Origin of the sequence: Thiothrix nivea DSM 5205 (assembly GCF_000260135.1) — a bacterium.
Lineage (GTDB): Bacteria > Pseudomonadota > Gammaproteobacteria > Thiotrichales > Thiotrichaceae > Thiothrix > Thiothrix nivea.
The window spans coordinates 4,206,917-4,224,791 of sequence record NZ_JH651384.1 but is presented as its reverse complement, the minus strand read 5'-3'; the positions used below and the strand labels follow the sequence as shown (position 1 = coordinate 4,224,791).

The window sequence follows — 17,875 nt, the reverse complement described above, 5'->3', positions numbered from 1 at the left end:
ATAAGAGAATAGCAGATTTACACCGAAAGGCTATCAACCGAGATGTTTGAACGCTGATTTCCCTGCGTAAACACCCTTGTCACCCAGCATTTCCGCAATACGCAGCAGCTGGTTGTACTTGGCGATACGGTCGGAACGGGACAGTGAGCCGGTCTTGATCTGGCCTGCGCTGGTAGCCACTGCAATATCCGCAATCGTGGTGTCTTCCGTCTCACCGGAACGGTGGGAAACCACTGCCGTGTAACCAGCCTTGTGCGCCATGCTGATGGCTTCCAGCGTCTCGGTCAGGGTGCCGATCTGGTTAACCTTGATCAGGATGGAGTTGGCAATGTTCTCATCAATACCGCGCTTGAGGATTTTGGTATTGGTCACGAACAAATCATCACCCACCAGTTGCACCTTGCTGCCCAGCTTTTGGGTCAACGTTGCCCAGCCAGCCCAGTCGGATTCATCCATACCATCTTCAATGGTGATGATTGGGTACTGGTTTACCCAGTTGGCGAGGTAATCAGCAAACTGTTCTGAATCAAAGCTCTTGCCTTCGGAACCCAGAACATACTTGCCACCCTTGTAGAATTCGGAACTGGCGCAATCCAGACCGAGGAACATATCCTGACCAGCCTTGAAACCCGCCTTGTCGATCGCTTCCAGAATGACTTCGATCGCCTGTTCGTTGGAAGACAGATCTGGAGCAAAACCACCTTCGTCACCCACTGCCGTGTTCAGGCCACGTTTTTTCAGGACAGATTTCAGGTTGTGGAACACTTCCGCACCGTAACGTACTGCGTCCGCCATGCTGGTTGCACCGACTGGCAGGATCATGAACTCCTGCATGTCCACGCTGTTGTCAGCGTGCGCGCCACCGTTGATGATATTCATCATCGGCACTGGCAGCTTATAGGAATCCGCCTGCCCCAGATATTGGTACAGTGGCAGACCTTGCTCACTGGCCGCAGCGTGGGCTGCCGCCATGGAAACCGCCAGCAATGCGTTGGCACCCAGACGACCTTTATTTTCAGTGCCATCCAACTCGATCATGGCGCGGTCGATGCCGGTCTGGTCGGTCACATCCATACCCGTGACGGCTTTGGCGATTTCACCGTTGACATTGGCAACCGCCGTCAGCACGCCTTTACCCAGGTAGCGCGCACCGCCATCGCGCAATTCGATGGCTTCGCGCGAGCCGGTAGATGCACCGGAAGGCACGGCTGCGCGCCCCATTGCGCCACTGCTGAGGATGACATCCGCTTCCACGGTCGGGTTGCCGCGTGAATCAACGATTTCGCGCGCCCTTACTGCTTTGATTTCAGACATATCTGTATTTCCCAATAAACTTACAATGAATTTTCTAGCAATTTTTGTGCCTTGACGACCTGATCCAGCGCTGTCAGGGTTTTCAGTAGTTCTTCCAGCCGGTCCAGTGGCCAGGAATTTGGCCCGTCACTCATGGCGTTGGCGGGGTCAGGATGTGATTCGATAAACAGCCCGGCGATGCCCGCTGCCACTGCCGCACGCGCCAGTACCGGCACATGTTCGCGCTGACCGCCGGAACAACTGCCCTGCCCGCCCGGCAATTGCACCGAGTGGGTAGCGTCAAACACCACTGGGCAACCAGTTGCACGCATGATCGCCAACCCGCGCATATCCGAAACCAGATTATTGTAGCCAAAAGTATAACCGCGTTCGCACACCATAATCTGCTGGTTACCGACAGCCCGCGCCTTTTCCACCACATTGCCCATGTCCCACGGGGCGAGGAACTGGCCTTTCTTGATGTTGACCGGCTTGCCCGCCTGTGCCACGTTCTGGATGAAGTTGGTCTGGCGGCACAGGAACGCTGGCGTCTGCAATACGTCGACCACGCTGGCGACTTCATCCAGCGGCGTGTCTTCGTGCACGTCGGTCAGTACTGGTATGCCCACTTCGGTTTTGACTTGTTCGAGGATGCGTAAACCGGCTTCCAGACCGACGCCGCGCGCGCTGTTGTGCGAAGAGCGGTTGGCCTTGTCGAAGGAGGATTTATAGATGAAAGGGATGCCCAAACGACTGGTAATGTCTTTCAGCTGGGCAGCGGTTTCCATCGCCAGTTTTTCCGTTTCGATCGCGCAAGGCCCGCAAATCAAGAAAAACGGCTGTTCCAGCCCGACTTCAAATCCGCACAGGTTCATGCGCGGCCTCCTGCTTTCGCTTCATGGTAGGTACGCGCTGCGCGGATGAAACCGCTGAACAGCGGATGCCCCTGACGCGGGCGCGAGGTGAATTCTGGGTGGAACTGGCAAGCCAAGAACCAGGGGTGATCGTTCAGTTCGACCATTTCCACCAGATTGCCGTCGATGGAGGTACCGGACAGCACCAGACCGTTCTGGGTCAGGGTATCACGGTAATGGTTATTGAATTCGTAACGGTGACGGTGGCGTTCCACAATCTGTTCCGCGCCGTAGGTTGCCCGTGCCAGTGAGCCAGATTGCAGCAGACAAGGCTGGCCACCAAGGCGCATGGTGCCGCCAAGGTCAGAATCCTGCGAACGCTTTTCGATGATGCCGTGTTCGGTTTGCCATTCGGTGATCAGGCCGATAACCGGATTAGTGGTTTCCGGGGCAAATTCGGTGCTATGCGCATCGGTCAGGTTGGCGCAGTGGCGGGCGAATTCAATCACGGCCACCTGCATTCCCAGACAGATGCCGAGGTAAGGAACCTTGCTTTCGCGGGCATATTGCACGGCGCGGATTTTGCCTTCCACCCCACGTTTGCCGAAGCCGCCTGGAACCAGGATGGCATCGGCATTGCGCAGGATTTCCATAGTCAGTTCATCGTCGGATTCGAGCTTTTCCGAGTCCAGGTACTGGATTCTGACCTTGGTGTGGGTCTGGATTCCCGCATGGGTAAGAGCCTCATTGAGCGACTTGTAGGATTCGGTCAGGTCGACGTATTTGCCGACCATGGCGACAGTGATTTCCGCTTGCGGGAATTCCATCGCGCTGACGACGTTTCTCCAGTCGCTGAGGTCGGCTTCCGGCAAGTCGCTTAGACCAAATTTTTCGGCAACGATGCGGTCGAGCTTTTGCGCGTGCAACCACAGCGGGATTTTATAGATATTGTCCACGTCCACGGCGGAAATGACGGCGCGTTCCTCCACGTTGGTGAACAGGGCGATTTTCTTGCGTTCGTTTTCCGGTAGCGGGCGTTCGCTACGGCACAACAGGATGTCAGGCTGGATGCCGATGGAACGTAGTTCCTTGACTGAGTGTTGGGTCGGCTTGGTTTTGAGTTCACCCGCCGCAGCCACGTAGGGCAACAGGGTCAGGTGGATGAACAGGGCGTTGCTGCGGCCTTCTTCCACCCCCATCTGGCGAATCGCCTCCATAAATGGCATCGCTTCGATGTCGCCAACCGTACCGCCGATTTCGACCATGGCGATGTCGGCATCGCCTGCACCCGCGCGGATACAGCGCTTGATTTCGTCAGTGATATGCGGGATCACCTGTACGGTCGCGCCCAGGTATTCGCCCCGACGTTCCTTGCGGATGACGGTTTCGTAAATCCGGCCTGTTGTGAAGTTGTTGAGTTTGCTGGCTTTGAAGCCGACGAAACGTTCGTAATGCCCCAGATCAAGGTCGGTTTCCGCGCCGTCTTCAGTGACAAATACTTCGCCATGCTGGAAGGGACTCATGGTACCGGGATCGACGTTGATGTAGGGGTCCAGTTTCATCATCGTGACCTTGAGGCCACGCGCTTCGAGGATAGCGCCGAGGGAGGCGGCGGCAATGCCTTTTCCCAAAGAGGAAACCACACCGCCAGTGATAAAGATGTATCGTGCCATAGGGAGAAATCTGCATCCGTGTCAGTCACAATTATGCGCGCGCATCCTACCACACACTGGTGGGTTTTGCGAAAACTGAAACGGGTTGGATTACACTCCCCATAGGCCGATGGTGTGGCCTTCCTGTGTTGTTGTGTCTTGCCAGATTTTGTCATCCCACGGCATGTCGGGGCGGTGGTCAAAAATGATAAAGCACCCTATCCAACTACCCGCTTCAGAAAAAACAATGCTGGTCTTCAGGAAAAGTTCCGGCTTTCACCGCCTGCACATAAGCCGTAACCGCTTGCGCAATGGTCGCGCCAGAACCAATAAAATCATGGGAAAATTTTGGCGCACGCGGGGAAATGCCCAGCATGTCATGCAACACCAGCACTTGACCATCGCACTCACGGCCTGCGCCAATACCAATGGTGGGAATTTCCAGCGCCTGGGTAATCTGTTCCGCCAACGTAACTGGGACGCATTCCAGCACCAGCAAATCCGCCCCCGCATCCTGCAATGCCTTGGCATCATCCAGCATCTGCCGCGCGACGGCTTCGTCACGCCCTTGCACCCGATAGCCGCCCAGTTTGTGGACGGACTGCGGCTGCAAGCCCAGATGCGCACACACTGGCACGCCGTGGTGGGCAAGCTGGGAGACTGTCGCCACTTGCGGCGCACCACCTTCCAGCTTGACCATGTGCGCGCCGCCGTCCTGCATCAGGCGGGCACTGTTGCGCAAGGCCAGATCGGGGGAGGTATAGCTCATGAAGGGCAAATCGCCGATCACCAACGCGCGCTGGCACATTTTGGTCACTGCGCGGGTATGGTAAACCATGTCATCCATACTCACAGGCACAGTTGTGTCATGCCCTTGTATGACCATGCCCAGCGAATCCCCCACCAGAACCACATCCACACCTTGATCATCCAGCACCTTGGCGAAACTGGCGTCATAAGCGGTCAGCATGGCAATTTTCTCGGCTTCACGCTTCATCTTGCGCAAGCTGGTAACGGTCACGCGCGGATTGGGTTTGGCGCTCATGCAGTGTGGCTCCCACAAACAGTTGAAATAATGTTGCAGTGCAGTCTAGCATATGCACAGCCTTCTTGTGTCATGGCAAACGACACAAGAAGGCCATCGAACCGCTATCTGCAAGCCTGCAATGCAAGAACCTTAACCACGGGCAATGAGCGCAGTCACAATGGGCACAAAGACATCACGTAATACTTCGACTGCCAGTTCGGCAGCGGTTTGATCCTCCTCTTGCGAAGGGGCTGTTACGGGTGTTTCGCTGGTATCGGCCACCTTGGCCTGATCCTCTTGCAGCTGGCTTTGGGGGATAGTCACGCACCCCTGAAGCAGGATAATGGAAAAGGAAACACACAGGATGGTTGGACTGATTTTCATGGGGGTTTCTCCGTCTTGTATTATTTATCAGCGGGAGAAAGATTACTTTACTCCATAAAAATATTTAATCTAAATTGTTCATTTATCATTCAGCTTATGAGTCATGTAAAATTTGCATACTGCATAGAAATATTGCATATTGGCATCTTCATCAAAAGCGAATAATAAATAAGCATATGTGCAAAAAAAGTAGCGCAAGGCATATTCCGCAGGATGGGGCAAAACTGCGGGAATTACGCGAAGCAAGAAGCCACAGCCAAACGGATATTGCCAATCATTTGCAGGCATTCCTGAAACCTTACATGAAGCCGGGATTCACCGTCCAACAGCCCGATATTTCACGTCTGGAGTGTGAGGATAGCGCAGTGGATGTGCTCAAATTACTGGGGTATTCACATCTTTTCGGCGTTGATGTTGATTTTCTGCTCAAACCACATTTCCGCTCATTACGCAAAAATGCATTCCGCTTGCAGCATTTTTCCCAAGACACAGATGCAGATAGCTATCTCCACAATATGGAAAATGCTGGGCGTATCCTGGCCTACAGCAAATTCCCCTCCTCTTTTTTTGTTAGCCCACACCAGGAAAGTACGCGCTTCCAGCAAATCGCGCAGGCCGATTATCGGGAAACACACATCCACACCCTGGACTCCTTGCTGACTTTCATCTTTTCACCGGTTAACCACTATAGCTATGCGCAGCGCCACGCCATACTCGGGGGTTACCTGGAACATTTTCGCCACAAGCACGCCAAACACCTGTACTTTTTCTCGCGCGCCCACTTTCCAGCGACCAGCCTGTTCCCAAACCTGGTACTGTTGCCGGAAAAATCCACCCTGTTAATGCTCGCCCCCGTTATGCAACCCGCACAAGGCGACATCTTTCTGGAAATCCAAGATGAACACTTTTGCCAAGAGGTGCGTGACTTTTATTTCCACAAGGTAAAAACGCTGGATGCTGACATTACCTTGCTGAAAATTGGCCGGGACACACTGGAGTTGTTGCAGGGAGAATGCAACATGAAGGCAGCTGTCCGTCACTTTTATGAGGAAACCCTCAAACGCAGCCCGGAAGACAGTAAACTTGTACTGGAAAACTTTTCACCGGATATGCGGGGAATGCTGCGGGAATGACAGCTCCCGTCACCTTCCGTAGCCGTATCGGGCTAGAAATCCTCCTGCTCAGCTTCCAGCACCGACAGGCTGATATGCTTGCCCAGCTCTTCGTTGTAGCCAGCCCAGTCCTTGTAATCGGCCAGTTGCGCCTCGATTTTGGGCTTCATCTCGTGTGCTTCCATGTCTTCGCGCATGGCCTTGACCGAGTTGTAAACCTTGCCCAAATAATCACGGTAATAGGTCAGGACGTTCCTGCTACCCGTATGGCCATGCCCAGGGACAATCTTGTCGACATCCAGACCCAAAGCATATTCGGCTGCTTTGACACCACCGGCGAAGCTGCCGTCATCCATGCGCACAATGCGCTTGTTGTTAATGGTGTCGCCGGTGAACAGTACCTTTTCTTCCGGCACTTCAAACATGACATCGGTATCTGTATGGGCTTTGCCGTCGATAACATGCGCCTTGAGGGTCAGCCCATCCAGTTCAAACGTCTGGCCATCGGCCAGGGCTTCGGTCGGAATGATGGCTTCCGTACCCTCGGTGGCATTATCAGTCATGCTGTTCATGGTGCCTATCCATTCCTCTGCTGCACCATTTTTTGCCTCTTCAATCATGGCCGGGTGCGCGTAGAATTTGACCTCAGGGTTCTCTTCCTGAAATGCCTGATTGCCCAACCAATGGTCACCATGGACATGGGTAGTCAAAACCTTGTTGATTGGTTTGTCAGAAATTTTGCGGATATGCGCCAGCACTGCCCGCCCAATGGCACTGCTGGAACCGGGGTCGATGACCACAACCTCCTTGTCTGTCACGATAAAACCGGGGTTGTTCATGAAACCCTGGTTTTGCTTATCCGGGTAGCCCATGGGGCCGTGGATAACATAGACATGTTCAGAAACCTGCTCGGGCTTGTATGTGTCAAGCAAATCCTGATGCACTTTTTTATCTTCTCCCCAGGCACTGGAAACCATGCTACCCCAAAATACACCAACGGATAGTGATACTAGCGTTTTTTTCATCCTCTCTCTCCTTACGTGCGGTTTTTGCTATGATGCCGAGTGTATCCGATTACCAGAATTAGCTGAAATTTCCGTGGGTTTGTCTACAATTGGCAACTTCACCGGAAAACATACTGATAAGCACATCATTCATGCAAGATAATAAACTGAACCGCAAGGGCATCATCCTCGCCGGTGGCAGCGGTACGCGCCTGTACCCGCTGACGCAGGCGGTGAGCAAGCAACTGATGCCGGTGTATGACAAGCCGATGATCTATTACCCGCTGACCGTGCTGATGCTGGCGGGTATCCGCGACATCCTGATCATCACCACGCCGGAAGATTCCGCCCAGTTCCGGCATCTGCTGGCAGATGGTTCCCAATGGGGGCTGAACATACAGTACGCCGTGCAACCCAAACCCGAGGGGCTGGCGCAGGCATTCCTGATCGGGGCGGACTTCCTTGGCAATTCACCTGCCACCCTGATTTTGGGCGACAACATTTACTACGGCGAGGGTTTGTCCATCCGCCTACAGGCCGCCAGCCAGCAGGCAAACGGCGCAACGGTGTTCTCCTACTACGTGCGCGACCCGGAACGCTACGGGGTGGTGGAATTTGACCATGCTGGCAAGGCGCTCAGCATTGAGGAAAAACCTGCCAAACCCCGTTCACCTTACGCCGTTACCGGTTTGTATTTCTACGATAATCAGGTGGTGGATGTCGCCCGCGCAGTGCGCCCTTCCCCGCGTGGCGAACTGGAAATCACCACCGTTAACCAGATGTACCTGGAACGCGGCCAGTTGCAGGTGGAAATGCTCAAGCGCGGAACCGCCTGGTTGGACACCGGCACGCATACCTCGCTGCTGGACGCCTCCAATTACATCCGCGTCATTGAGGAACGCCAGGGGCTGAAAATTGCCTGCCCGGAAGAGGTTGCCTGGCGCATGGGCTACATTGATGGCGAACAACTCCTGCGGCTGGCGGATCCTTTGAAAAAAAGCGGTTACGGCTTGTACCTGACGGAATTGCTGAAATGAAGATTATCCCCACCAGCATCCCCGAAGTGATGATTATCGAACCGCAAATTTATGGCGACGCGCGCGGCTTTTTCATGGAAACCTGGAATGCCAACAGCTTTGCCGAAGCCGGGCTGGATTTGCATTTTGTCCAGGACAACCACAGCCGTTCGCGCCAGGGCATCCTGCGTGGCCTGCACTACCAGATCCAGCACCCGCAGGGCAAACTGGTGCGCGTCACCCACGGCCAGGTGTTTGACGTGGCGGTGGACTTGCGGCAATCCTCCCCCGCCTTCGGCCAGTGGGTCGGTGCGGAATTGTCAGACGCAAACCACCGTATGTTATGGGTTCCGCCCGGTTTCGCGCACGGCTTCTACGTGATGAGCGAATCAGCCGATTTCCTCTACAAATGCACCGATTTGTACGCGCCCCAGCATGAACGCTGCCTGCGCTGGGATGACCCCACGCTCGCCATCAACTGGCCGCTGGTTGGTGGCCAGGCACCACAAGTATCCGCCAAGGATGCAGAAGGCAAGTTATGGCCAGACGCCGAGGTGTTCGCATGAAAGTACTGCTGACAGGCGCAAACGGCCAACTCGGGCTGGAACTGCAAGCCACCTGCCCCGCTGACATTACCCTGATAGCCGCAGGCCGCGACACGCTGGACATCACCAACCCGGCACAGGTCGCCACCATACTGGCAGAATACCAGCCGGACGCCATTATCAACGCCGCCGCCTATACCGCCGTGGACAAAGCGGAAAGTGACGTGGAAAACGCCTACGCCATCAACCACAAGGCAGCGGAAACCCTGGCGCAACTGGCCAGCCAGCACAACATTTACTTAGTACATGTCTCGACGGATTTCGTGTTCGATGGCCTACAATCCACCCCTTACGCCCCTGACGCCGTGACCAGCCCGCAAGGCGTGTATGGCGCCAGCAAACTGGCCGGGGAGCGGGCTGTGCAGACGCAATGCCCCGCTGCCGCCATCATCCGCACCTCCTGGCTGTATTCCCGCTACCGGGGCAATTTCGTCAAGACCATGCTGCGGCTGGCGGCGGAACGTGACGCGCTTGGCGTGGTGGTGGAACAGGCCGGTTCCCCCACCTGGGCCCATACGCTGGCCGACACCATTTGGGCATTCATCGCGCAACAACCGCAGGGCATCTTCCATTGCTCTGACCAGGGCGTGGCAAGCTGGTACGATTTCGCCGTCGCTATCCAGGAAGAGGCTGTCAACCTCGGCTTGCTCAGCAAAACCGTGCCGGTCAAGCCATTGCTGACGGCTGAATACCCGACCCCTGCACGTCGCCCTGCCTACAGCGTGCTGGACAAACGTTCCACCGAAAGCATTCTGGGCTACACTCTGCCCCATTGGCGCGCCAACCTGAGATTGATGCTTGCCGAACTGAAACAACACACACCGACGACATGACAACGACACATACACCTGAAAAGCTGCTGGTAACCGGAGGCGCTGGCTTCATCGGCACCAATTTCGTCCATTACTGGCTGGCAACCTACCCCGACACCAAGATCGTGGTGCTGGATGCGCTGACCTACGCAGGCCGTTACGCAAACCTGCAACCGCTGGAAGGCCAGGCCAGTTTCCGCTTCGTGCACGGCGACATCCTTGACCAGCCGCTGGTGGAAACCCTGCTGCGCGAAGAAACCATCGACACCATCGTGCACTTTGCCGCCGAATCGCACGTTGACCGCTCGATTTACGGGCCGGATGCGTTCCTGCGCACCAACATCGACGGCACACATAGCCTGCTGAAGGCCGCGAAAAAGGTGTGGCTGGAAGAACAGCCGGGGTTCGCCCACCGCTTCCACCACGTTTCCACCGACGAGGTGTACGGTACGCTGTCGCCCACTGACCCGGCGTTTACCGAAACCACGCCGTATGCGCCGAATTCGCCGTATGCGGCCAGCAAGGCTTCTTCCGACCACATTGTGCGTGCCTACCAGCATACCTACGGTTTGCAGACCAGCACCAGCAACTGTTCCAACAACTACGGGCCGTACCAGTACCCGGAAAAGCTGATCCCGCTGGCCATTTCCAACCTGCTGCAAGGCAAGGCAGTGCCGATTTACGGTGACGGGCAACAGGTGCGCGACTGGTTGTACGTGGACGACCACAACCGGGGCATCGACCTGATCATCCGCACCGGGTGTATCGGCGAAACCTACAACATCGGCGGCAATAATGAGCAGGCCAACCTCAGCCTGATCCATGAACTGTGTGCCCTGCTGGATGCACGCTTTCCCGACTCGCCGCATGTTCCACACAACCAACACATCACCTATGTGAAAGACCGCCCCGGCCATGACCGCCGTTATGCCATCGATAACAGCAAGATTTGCCGCGAACTGGGTTATGAGCCTGCTGAAACCTTCCAATCGGGTCTGGCGAAAACGCTCGACTGGTACTTGTCACATCCGGATTTCTGGCAAGGGGACATCAAACTGTTCGGCTCCCACGGAGGCAATGCCTGATGCAATGCCGTATCTGTGGCAGCGAAGGCGAACACCGCAGTTATGTGGCCAAGGAAATGATGCTGGGCTTGCGGGATGAACACCGCTATTTCCAGTGCACGGATTGTGAATGCCTGCAAATCGAGCACACCCCCGATAATCTGGCTGATTATTACCCGGAAAACTATTACTCCTACCACGACCCTGGCAAAACGGGCAACCCGTTGCAGCAAGCCCTGATCAGGATGCGTGACCGTTACGAAGTGACCGGCAGGAACCCACTCGGGCGCATCATGCACCTGCTGTCGCCCCACGCCAAGCTGGCTTCCCTGCGCCCCGCCAAGCTGTCGTGGGATGACCGCATCCTGGATGTGGGCTGTGGTGCTGGCCATTTGCTGCACTCCCTGCGTGAAACCGGTTTCCGCAACTTGTTGGGCATTGACCCATTCAACCGTGCGGACATTGCCTACCCCAATGGCTTGCGGATCGAAAAGCGCGACATTTTCAGCGAGCAGGGGCAATGGGATCTGGTGATGTTCCATCATTCGTTTGAGCACCTGCCCAAACAGCGGCTTCACCTGCAACAGGCATTCAACATCCTCAAACCCGGGGGTATGGCGCTGGTGCGGATACCAACGGTTTCCTCCTACGTCTGGCAGGAATACGGCGTCAACTGGGTGCAACTGGATGCGCCACGCCACCTGTATCTGCATTCCGTCAAAAGCATGGAAGTGTTGGCGGAACAATGCGGCTTCCTGACCGAAACAGTGGTGTACGACTCCAACGCCCTGCAATTCTGGGGCAGCAAGCAGTACGAACAGGGCATTCCGCTGCGTGACCCGCGCTCCTGGGCGGAATCGCCGCAAAACGCATTGTTTACCAGCAAGGAAATACGCCAGTTTGAAAAACGCGCACAGGAACTGAATGCCATCAACCAGGGGGATCAGGCCGCGTTTTATTTGAGGAAACCAGCTTGAAAGAAACCCCTTCCGGCCTCCCCTTATCAGGGGAGGGGCAAACGCCCAAATTGCTGGCCATTTCCTCACCCGGCGGGCACTGGATTCAATTGACCCGCCTGTGCAAGGGTCTGGAAGACCGTTATGCCATTGTTTACGCCATGCCCGCCGCCCTGTTTGGCGCATCGAAAGCCTTAGGGGAACAGAAGGTCTATTCCGTCACTGATGTCAGCGCCGACGACAAATGGCGGCTGATTCCTTGCAGCTTGCAAATACTGTATATCCTGCTGAAAGAGCGCCCCAAAGCCATTCTTTCCACTGGCGCAGCGCCGGGTGCGATCGCCATCTGGCTGGGTAGCTTTCTGGGCATCCGCACTATCTGGGTGGACAGCATCGCCAACGTCAAACAACTCTCCAAGGCTGGCCGTTTGGCGCAGAAACGCGCGGATGTATTCCTGACCCAATGGGAGCATCTGAGCGATGGGCACAGCATCCTCTACAAGGGAGCCGTGCTGTGATTTTCGTCGCTGTCGGCACCCAGTTCCCGTTTGACCGCCTGATCCGTTACGTGGATGAATGGGCTGCACAACATCAGGCCGCAGGCATTGCCCAGATTGCCGATGGCGCTTACCTGCCGCAACAGTTGCGTTGGGAACGTTTCATGGCCACCAATGTGTTCAACCAGCATTTGCGGGCTGCCAGCCTGATCATTTCCCATGCAGGCATGGGCAACATCATTACCGCGCTGGAAAACCGCAAGCCCATCATTGTCATGAACCGCCAGCACGCCTTGGGCGAGCACCGCAATGACCACCAGCTTGACGGGCTGGAATGGATGGGCAGGTTGCCGGGCGTCTATACCGCCGCCACTCGGGATGCGTTGTATGCATTGCTGGAACAGCAGCATGAACTTACCCCGGCTTCCACCGATACCTACACAGGCAGACAGGCTTTAACGGATTTCATTGACCAGGCCATCCGTGCATGAACCTACAAAACCCTTCGCTGCTAATCACCACAATCCTGTCGACCATCGCCCGTTTTGCCGGGGTAGGGTTGAACTTTGCGGTGGCCATTACCCTGACCCGCACGTTGAGCATCAGTGAAGCAGGAATGGTATTCATGCTGATGACCCTGGTGACAGGTGTTTCCCTGTTCAGCCGCCTGGGCGTGGAACAGTGGCTGGTGCGGGATGTGGCGCGGGTAGCTGAAACCGAAACCAGCCTGCAAGGCGCATACCTGCGTGACGCCTACCGCATGGTGCTGGTCAGCAGCGGTATTTTCATACTGGGCTGGCTGGTATTCACGCCGCTGTTACAACACTGGCTGTTTGATGATGCCATCCACATGATGCCATTGCTGCTGGCGGCCAGCGGTATCCTGTTTTTCAATCTGGTGATGATGAACTCATCGTTCCTGAAAGCCATCCGCCACACCTCCGAGTCGATTCTGGTACAAAATTCGCTGCCTGCGGTGACCTATATGCTGCTGATGGTGGTGTTCTGGGCAGTGTTGCGGGAAAACCAGCACTACCTGTTGCTGTATACCGCTTCGTTGCTGTTGGCGGGGCTGGCGTCCTTTTACTGGTTGCGCCCCTGGTGGGATAGCCTGCGCCCGGCAACGGCAACCCGTTTCAACATAAAAGATGTGCTGCAACAGTCGTTGCCGCTGGCACCCGTGTCGTTTTTTTCCTTCCTGATGCTGTGGGCAGATACCCTACTAACCGGCCTGTTATTAAAAAATGCTGATGTGGCGCTGTTCACGGTGGCGGCGCGCTTGTCGTTTGTCAGCCTGTTTTTCCTCGGCGCGCTGGATGCGACCATTTACCCGCGCTTGTTGAAAATCCACAAGCATCACCCTGAACAACTGGTGCGGTTTTTCTGGCAGGCAACCGGGTTGGTGGCAGGCGTCTTGGGGGCAGTAACCCTGCTGCTATTGCTGCTGGGCGACACCCTGCTGGAAGTGTTCAAGCCGGAATATTTGCAGGCGGGAACCACGCTGGCCATCCTGCTGGTGGCACAACTGGCACGCGCCTTGAGCCTGACATTTTCTTTCATGTTCATTATCCAGGAACAGGTGCGCTACCTGAACATCATGCTGGGCATTGCACTGGCGGTGGATGTCACCGCCAATCTGGTGCTGATTCCGCCTTATGGGATTGAGGGCGCGGCAGGCGCTACCCTGCTGGCCAATCTGGTGCTGACCGGCAGTGTGGCGGTGCTGTTTTTCAAAAACCGCCTGCTGGATGGGCATGGCAAGCTATTATAGGAGTTGCCATGTTAAGAATTATCGCCATCCTGTTTGTCATTTCGATTTTCATCCCGGTGGAGTTTTACACCATGCTGGGGTCAGTGCGGATTGAAACCTACCGCATTGTACTAGGCTTGGCGCTGCTGTATGTGTTGTTCAATTTCCGCCAGGCATTGCAACGCGCCGACCTGCTGGACATCCTGCTGATAGCGGTAACGGCGTTGGTGTTCGCCAGTTTCTGGCACAACCACGGCTTGCAGAAGGCGGTGGAATCGACCGGGATTTTTGCCATTGAATCGCTTGGCGCATTTTATCTGGCGCGCCTGTTCGTCAACTCCCCGCAGCGGTTTTACTGGATAAACCAGCGTTTCATTACAGTGCTGGCCTTGCTGACTGTTGTTGCCTTGTATGAAGCGTTTGCCCAGCACCGCGTCCTGCATGATATTGCGGAAAGGATTACCGGGCATCAGGCGCTGGATCCACGCCTGTACACCCATTACTACATCCGCGCGGGCATCATGCGGGCGACCAGCCTGTTTGCCCACCCCATTTTGTACGGGACGCTGATGGCGATGTTTTTCCCGTTTGCCATCTTGCTGGCATGGCGTTACCGCAGGCTGGGGCAATGGGCGAATGTCGGCGCACTGGTCACATCCATGATCCTGACGCTTTCTTCTGCCCCGCTGTTGGCGGTGATCTTTCAGGCACTGACCGGGGTTCTGGTTAAGTTTTGGCACAATGCCCGTCAGTTCTGGATGTCGGTGTTTTTTGGCGGGCTGGCGACAGCCTTGTTGATCGAAGCATTTTCCAACCGGGGTTTTTTCGGCATCCTGATATCCTACCTGACCTTCAACCCCAACACCGGCTATTTCCGCATCCTGCAATGGCAATACACGGCTGACGATATTGCCGATAACCTGATCCTGGGCATTGCCCACCACGACTGGACGCGCCCTTACTGGATGGAATGGATGGGCAGCAGCATCGACAGTTTCTGGCTGTTGCTGATCCTGCAACACGGGCTGTTTGCGCTGTTGCTGCTGTTACTTGCCTGCTTGTATGCAGTTTTCAACACCCTGAACCTGGCTCACCAACATTGTGAGCAGTACCGCTGGATGGTGACAGCCTGGATATTATCGTTCATGTCACTGATTTTGATTGGCTTTACCGTGGATTATTTCGGTAAGCTGCAACCCCTGTTTTTCTTCATGCTGGGTGCTATCGGCTGGGCGCGGTATTACCCGTTGTGGAACCTTCAGGCGGAGGAATTGGCGTCCGCTGAGGGTTTCGCCAATACTGGAACAAACGACGACAATAGTAATAACGGCACAAAATGAGATTACGTTTTATCAACCAACGGGTGTTCATGTGGCTGGTGTGGTTCCGCGACAGCCTGTTATGGCTGCGGACATGGTATTTCCGCACCTTGTATGGCATGAATATCGCCCCGGATGTACGCATTTCCTTCAAGGCACGGCTGGATAAAACCAACCCCCGCTGCGTCGAAATCGGGGCAAAAACCTATATCGCGTTTGACGCCATCATCCTGGCACATGATTACGCCACCCGGCGGCATGGTGGGCAGTTTGAACAAAAAACCCGGATCGGTTCCAACTGCTTTATCGGTTGCGCCGCCATCATCCTGCCGGGCGTCAGCATCGGCGACCAGGTAATCGTCGGGGCTGGCAGCGTGGTCACCAAAGATGTACCCGCCCATTCAATCGTGGCAGGCAACCCGGCCACCGTGGTGCGTTCCGGCATCCAGACCATGGCTTACGGGAGGCTGGCATGAACAACCCGACACCCGAAATCAGCGTCATCCTGGTTTCCTACAATACTGCCGAGTATATCCGCCGTGCGCTGGAATCCCTGTACCAAGAAACCCAACTGACCGCCTTTGAAGTGATCGTGGCGGATAATGCTTCCAGCGATAGCTCCGTCAGCATGATCCGGCAGTTTTTTCCGCAAGTCACCTTGATTGAAACGGGCGCAAACCTGGGGTTTGCTGGCGGCGTGCAAATGGGGGCAAAACAGGCGCAGGGCAAATATTTGTTGCTGCTCAACCCCGACACACTCATCCTGAATTCGGCTATTGACCGCCTGCTGCACTTTGCCAGACTGCACCCCGCCAACGGCATCTGGAGCGGCATTACCCGCAACAAGGACATGAGCCTGAATACCCAGCACGCCTGGGCTAGGCCCAGTTTCCGCGACCTGCTATTCAGCGCGCTGGGGTTGAGCAAACTGTTCAGCCACACCTGCCTGTTCAACAATGCCAATTACGGCTGCTGGAAACGCGATACCGCCAAGGAAGTGGATATTGTTTCCGGCTGTTTCTTCCTCACCACCCGTGAGTTGTGGGACAAGCTGGGCGGGTTGGATACCAGCTTTTTCATGTATGCCGAGGAAGCCGATTACTGCTTACGTGCCAAAGCAGAGGGGTATCAGCCGATCGTGACGCCTGACGCCCAGATTGTCCATCATGGCGGTGTCAGCCACGAACACTTCTCTGGAAAACTGGTCAAGTTACTGAAAGGAAAAGTGGAATTGATCAACCGCCATGTCGCCCCGGCAAAACGCCCGGCTTACAAATTCCTGTTATACCTGTACGTTTTGAATAAACATATCTCACACAGCCTGTTGAAACCCCACTCCCAACAACGCCGCGAATGGCAAACCGTCTTTGCCCAGCGTGCCAACTGGCTACAGGGGTACCGCTAATGGCCAGCGTGATTGTCCCGGCGCACAATGAAGCCAGCGTGATCCGCCGTTGCCTCGACAGCCTGAACGGCCAACCGGGGATGGATACCCTGATCGTCGCCTGCAATGGTTGCACTGACAGCACGGCTGACATTGTACGTAAGGAATATCCGCAAGCAATCTGCCTGGATATTGCCAAACCCTCCAAGGTCAATGCGCTTAACGAGGCGGAAAAACATGTTACCCACTGGCCGGTATTTTATATTGATGCGGATACCTGCCTGTCACCGGGAGCCATCGCGGCCATCACACAAGCGCTGACTGAGGACAGCAATACCCTGTTGGCAGCACCAGAGCCAGTCATTGACACGTCCCAATCCTCTTGGCCAGTACGCCAGTACTACCGTATCTGGCTGCAATTGCCTTACATCCGTGAAGGCGTGGTGGCAACTTGCAGTTATGTCATTACCCAGGCTGGGCGGGAGCGTTTTCAGGCATTTCCCCCCATCATCAATGACGATGGTTTTGTGCGCTGCCAGTTTGAACGCCAGGAACGCCGCAACATTCCCGGCGCGCAAATATCAATAACGGCACCCCGCAAGCTGGGTTCCCTGATCAAAATCAAGACCCGCGCCCGCTTAGGCAACATGCAACTGGCTGCTGCCGGTTTATGTGCCAAAGCTGATAAAAAACCTTACTCCAGCATCCTGTCTGGCAAACTTTTTAGCCGGGAATTCCTGCCTGCCAGCGTCTATCTGCTGATTGCCACGTTTATCCGCCTGCGGGCGGCATGGCAGTACCGTCACTTGCAAAATTACATTTGGGAGAAAGACCAGTCTTCCCGTTAACCCTTTGGTACAGAATACACGAACTGACAAAGGGTGTTTGCCGCTTGTATTTTTTTTACTACAAACCCTTCACAAATAAGCTATATTAAAGACAGTTTTGGCAGCCAACGAGTGTCTGGAAGCCGCTGTGTGACTTGAGAAATATTGGTGAAACAGATGGATGATGGTGTTAGCACCATTTATAGCCCTGCTTGAAAAGCAAAAAACAAGTGTTGTTTTTTTACATCATACTTCACACTTGTTGTATCAGGGGCAGGCTGGTTCATTGACAACAAACTCCATGGCGGCACTTGGTGCA

Annotated in this window: 19 protein-coding genes; 13 read left to right on the top strand and 6 right to left on the bottom strand. The window is 55.2% G+C overall.

The genetic code is table 11. From position 1 onward, the window contains the following. Positions 1-33: 33 nt before the first annotated feature. From eno to THINI_RS21000, 5 genes are all read right to left on the bottom strand, one after another. On the bottom strand, positions 34-1,314 hold the full coding sequence (gene eno / locus THINI_RS21020; RefSeq protein WP_002710527.1) for a phosphopyruvate hydratase: 1,281 nt from the start codon (positions 1,312-1,314) through the stop codon (positions 34-36). Between the two features lie 20 nt (positions 1,315-1,334). Further along, positions 1,335-2,168: a 3-deoxy-8-phosphooctulonate synthase gene (gene kdsA, locus THINI_RS21015; protein ID WP_002710526.1), complete on the bottom strand. Its 834-nt coding sequence runs from the start codon at positions 2,166-2,168 to the stop codon at positions 1,335-1,337. Next, a complete protein-coding gene (locus THINI_RS21010; protein ID WP_002710525.1) occupies positions 2,165-3,820 on the bottom strand; it encodes a CTP synthase in 1,656 nt (551 codons plus the stop codon). The genes kdsA and THINI_RS21010 overlap by 4 nt, the downstream gene beginning before the upstream one ends. Positions 3,821-4,034: 214 nt before the next feature. Next, positions 4,035-4,844 (bottom strand): 3-methyl-2-oxobutanoate hydroxymethyltransferase, encoded by an 810-nt coding sequence (gene panB, locus THINI_RS21005; protein WP_002710524.1) that lies wholly within the window; start codon positions 4,842-4,844, stop codon positions 4,035-4,037. A 132-nt stretch (positions 4,845-4,976) separates the two neighbouring features. After that, on the bottom strand, positions 4,977-5,210 hold the full coding sequence (locus tag THINI_RS21000; RefSeq protein WP_002710523.1) for a hypothetical protein: 234 nt from the start codon (positions 5,208-5,210) through the stop codon (positions 4,977-4,979). Positions 5,211-5,386: 176 nt separating this feature from the next. Here THINI_RS21000 and THINI_RS20995 point away from each other — a divergent pair, with 176 nt between their 5' ends. Beyond that, on the top strand, positions 5,387-6,343 hold the full coding sequence (locus THINI_RS20995; protein WP_002710522.1) for a helix-turn-helix domain-containing protein: 957 nt from the start codon (positions 5,387-5,389) through the stop codon (positions 6,341-6,343). Between the two features lie 32 nt (positions 6,344-6,375). On the opposite strand, the gene THINI_RS20990 is transcribed toward THINI_RS20995, so the two are convergent. Further along, on the bottom strand, positions 6,376-7,347 hold the full coding sequence (locus THINI_RS20990; protein WP_002710521.1) for an MBL fold metallo-hydrolase: 972 nt from the start codon (positions 7,345-7,347) through the stop codon (positions 6,376-6,378). A gap of 131 nt (positions 7,348-7,478) precedes the next feature. On the opposite strand from THINI_RS20990, the gene rfbA reads away from it, so the two are divergent. The 12 genes from rfbA to THINI_RS20930 are packed head-to-tail and all read left to right on the top strand — an operon-like array spanning position 7,479 to position 17,577. Beyond that, complete coding sequence (gene rfbA / locus THINI_RS20985) at positions 7,479-8,363, top strand: glucose-1-phosphate thymidylyltransferase RfbA (protein WP_002710520.1); 885 nt, start codon at positions 7,479-7,481, stop codon at positions 8,361-8,363. Next, positions 8,360-8,908 carry a dTDP-4-dehydrorhamnose 3,5-epimerase gene (rfbC, locus tag THINI_RS20980; protein WP_002710519.1) on the top strand — a complete coding sequence of 183 codons (549 nt, stop codon included), beginning with the start codon at positions 8,360-8,362 and terminating at the stop codon, positions 8,906-8,908. The genes rfbA and rfbC overlap by 4 nt, the downstream gene beginning before the upstream one ends. Next, positions 8,905-9,780 carry a dTDP-4-dehydrorhamnose reductase gene (rfbD, locus tag THINI_RS20975; RefSeq protein ID WP_002710518.1) on the top strand — a complete coding sequence of 292 codons (876 nt, stop codon included), beginning with the start codon at positions 8,905-8,907 and terminating at the stop codon, positions 9,778-9,780. Before rfbC ends, rfbD begins: the two co-directional genes overlap by 4 nt. Beyond that, positions 9,777-10,844: a dTDP-glucose 4,6-dehydratase gene (gene rfbB / locus THINI_RS20970; RefSeq protein WP_002710517.1), complete on the top strand. Its 1,068-nt coding sequence runs from the start codon at positions 9,777-9,779 to the stop codon at positions 10,842-10,844. Before rfbD ends, rfbB begins: the two co-directional genes overlap by 4 nt. Then, entirely contained in the window at positions 10,844-11,800 is a 957-nt protein-coding gene (locus tag THINI_RS20965; protein WP_002710516.1) for a class I SAM-dependent methyltransferase, read from the top strand. Before rfbB ends, THINI_RS20965 begins: the two co-directional genes overlap by 1 nt. Beyond that, the gene (locus THINI_RS20960) at positions 11,797-12,297 is read left to right on the top strand and encodes a glycosyltransferase family protein (protein WP_002710515.1); all 501 of its coding nucleotides are present in this window, start codon (positions 11,797-11,799) and stop codon (positions 12,295-12,297) included. Before THINI_RS20965 ends, THINI_RS20960 begins: the two co-directional genes overlap by 4 nt. Further along, positions 12,294-12,767 (top strand): glycosyltransferase, encoded by a 474-nt coding sequence (locus THINI_RS20955; protein WP_002710514.1) that lies wholly within the window; start codon positions 12,294-12,296, stop codon positions 12,765-12,767. Before THINI_RS20960 ends, THINI_RS20955 begins: the two co-directional genes overlap by 4 nt. After that, on the top strand, positions 12,764-14,047 hold the full coding sequence (locus THINI_RS20950) for an oligosaccharide flippase family protein (RefSeq protein ID WP_002710513.1): 1,284 nt from the start codon (positions 12,764-12,766) through the stop codon (positions 14,045-14,047). Before THINI_RS20955 ends, THINI_RS20950 begins: the two co-directional genes overlap by 4 nt. 8 nt (positions 14,048-14,055) lie before the next feature. Beyond that, positions 14,056-15,366: an O-antigen ligase family protein gene (locus tag THINI_RS20945; RefSeq protein WP_002710512.1), complete on the top strand. Its 1,311-nt coding sequence runs from the start codon at positions 14,056-14,058 to the stop codon at positions 15,364-15,366. Beyond that, complete coding sequence (locus THINI_RS20940) at positions 15,363-15,821, top strand: acyltransferase (protein WP_002710511.1); 459 nt, start codon at positions 15,363-15,365, stop codon at positions 15,819-15,821. Before THINI_RS20945 ends, THINI_RS20940 begins: the two co-directional genes overlap by 4 nt. After that, positions 15,818-16,750: a glycosyltransferase family 2 protein gene (locus tag THINI_RS20935; RefSeq protein WP_002710510.1), complete on the top strand. Its 933-nt coding sequence runs from the start codon at positions 15,818-15,820 to the stop codon at positions 16,748-16,750. The genes THINI_RS20940 and THINI_RS20935 overlap by 4 nt, the downstream gene beginning before the upstream one ends. After that, positions 16,750-17,577, top strand: a complete 828-nt coding sequence (locus THINI_RS20930) for a glycosyltransferase family 2 protein (protein ID WP_002710509.1) — start codon at positions 16,750-16,752, stop codon at positions 17,575-17,577. Before THINI_RS20935 ends, THINI_RS20930 begins: the two co-directional genes overlap by 1 nt. The last annotated feature ends 298 nt before the right edge of the window (positions 17,578-17,875 follow it).